4 protein-coding genes are annotated in these 1,978 nt (G+C 35.8%); all 4 read left to right on the forward strand.

The features are described from left to right. Positions 1–395 precede the first annotated feature (395 nt). The 4 genes from WA010_RS11965 to WA010_RS11980 all read left to right on the forward strand — a co-directional run bounded on the left by WA010_RS11965 (position 396) and on the right by WA010_RS11980 (position 1,970). Positions 396–836 (forward strand): DUF2846 domain-containing protein, encoded by a 441-nt coding sequence (locus WA010_RS11965; RefSeq protein ID WP_422557344.1) that lies wholly within the window; start codon positions 396–398, stop codon positions 834–836. 21 nt (positions 837–857) lie between these two features. After that, positions 858–1,154 (forward strand): hypothetical protein, encoded by a 297-nt coding sequence (locus tag WA010_RS11970; RefSeq protein WP_422557345.1) that lies wholly within the window; start codon positions 858–860, stop codon positions 1,152–1,154. Between the two features lie 23 nt (positions 1,155–1,177). Beyond that, positions 1,178–1,423, forward strand: a complete 246-nt coding sequence (locus WA010_RS11975) for a hypothetical protein (protein WP_422557346.1) — start codon at positions 1,178–1,180, stop codon at positions 1,421–1,423. Between the two features lie 67 nt (positions 1,424–1,490). Further along, on the forward strand, positions 1,491–1,970 hold the full coding sequence (locus WA010_RS11980) for a hypothetical protein (protein ID WP_422557347.1): 480 nt from the start codon (positions 1,491–1,493) through the stop codon (positions 1,968–1,970). Positions 1,971–1,978 lie beyond the last annotated feature (8 nt).

The raw sequence follows: 1,978 nt of genomic DNA on the forward strand, positions 1-1,978 counted from the left end.
AAAGTATTCCCTGATTCCAAATCAGTCAATGAAGCACTACGCACACTTATGCGTCTTTTGGACAAAACACCGCAATCGGCATAACAAAACAGATGAAAAGCTAGGTGTCAGGTATTCAATCTTTACTTTTCTATTCCCCTTCCCTCACCCCACATTTCAAAACAACTCTCTACTTTTCTGTTTAGCCGAAAAGTAGCAAAAGAGCATACCGCGATCCAAGAACACTCGTTCCGCTCAGCACTACTGCCTCCGAAACGGTTCTAAGTATTAAATTATATTGTAAATATAAACAAAATATACAAATTACAAATTACAAATTAACAAATTTACATTAAGAAATTAATAATATTTAATAAGATAATATCACTGTATTAAATTATTAGTAAGGAAATATTATGTTTATATATTCGAAAGTTGTCTTTTTCGCCACTATTGCATTTCTCTTTACTGCTTGTGCACCCGGACCAAAATTCTCCGGTTTAACGATTCCTAAAAACGATCAAGGGGATATATACCTTTATCGTAAAAATGCACTGTTTGCCATTGGCAGCAAATTTGAGGTAGACCTTGACGGAAATAAAGTCGGCAACCTTTACAACGCATCGTATCTGCATCTACAACTTCCACAAGGAAAACACGTACTTAAAGTCTCTCCGGGAGCAATGGCACAATCTTCCACTTTAGAAATTCAATCCGAATCCGCTAAAATTGCTTTATATGAATATGATTTTGTAAGCGGACCTTTGGCAAATCCTTTTTTTATCGGTTCTTCCATTCAACCAAGTACGCAGGAACAGGCCATTGCTGATATGAAAGAACTGAATGCTGCAAACTAAAAAATTACAAATGGAGAAAAAATGAAATCTAAAAATTTCACAGCTATAGTATTACTTGTAACTTCTTTCACAGTTTTTACCGGATGTACAACAGCCAACTACGGGCTAAAACCAACTTCAGTAGAAAATCAAAAGGATACCTACACATTCAAAGTATATGTAGGTGGATTGGCAGGACCAGAAACTGCTGATCAATCACTAGCAGGCGATCTTGAGTCATACAAAACGAAGAATGGATACAAATCGTATACGATCAAAGATAGACGATATAACTTTATTCCTACATACTACGAGTATACAGTTCAATTTAGTCATTAACTTGAGAAAAGGGGGGAGGCTACATGATGGCGCAGATGATGAAACAGTTCGGGCAAATGGGCGGGGATTTCCCGGCTCCGAAACCGATCCTACAAATCAACCCGAACCATGAGTTGATCAAAAAGCTCTCTGATAGCGCAGATATGAACCTCATCGACGATGCGGCGCATGTGTTGCTCGATCAGGCGAAACTATATGAAGGTGAAACGCTTGCCGATACCGCAGGGTTTATTGCACGTCTTAACCGTATTATGGCGAAAGTGCTGTAATATTTTTAATAAAATCCCACTCAAAAAAGAGTGGGAATATTGCAAATTTTAAATAAGCAGGAATGGTATGGGCAATTTCTTTAAACAATATTGGTGGGAAATTATAAAAGGAATTGTCGCAGCAATTACAATTGCAATGGTATATTTTGGCTTTCCAGAAAGAACAGAAAAACTGATAAAGCAAGTCGAAGAAACTCATACTTATGTAAAAGGACTTTCAGAAAGCCTAAAAGACAATATTGAAGGCGGACAAGACGTTTCAGTCGGAATAAGCAAAAATGTCTCTGATAGACAAATAATATTGATCTCAAATTGCAAATTGAATTTTAAAGTCGGTGACAGTATTGTTCTTCATAATCACACTAGTGATTATAAGCCAAAAATTACATTACTTATTGCTAGTATTGAAGATCCAAGTACACCTTTTGAATATGATGGAAAAGTGCAAATGTACATTAATAAAAATGCAGTCAAAATGCTTGATTATGATCCAAAAGTTGGCACTAAAAAATTGAAAATTATGCAACTTGAAAGTGAAAAAAAATAATTTTTTGT

The sequence above is a fragment of the Sulfuricurvum sp. genome, assembly GCF_049305995.1.
In the GTDB taxonomy this organism is placed as follows: domain Bacteria; phylum Campylobacterota; class Campylobacteria; order Campylobacterales; family Sulfurimonadaceae; genus Sulfuricurvum.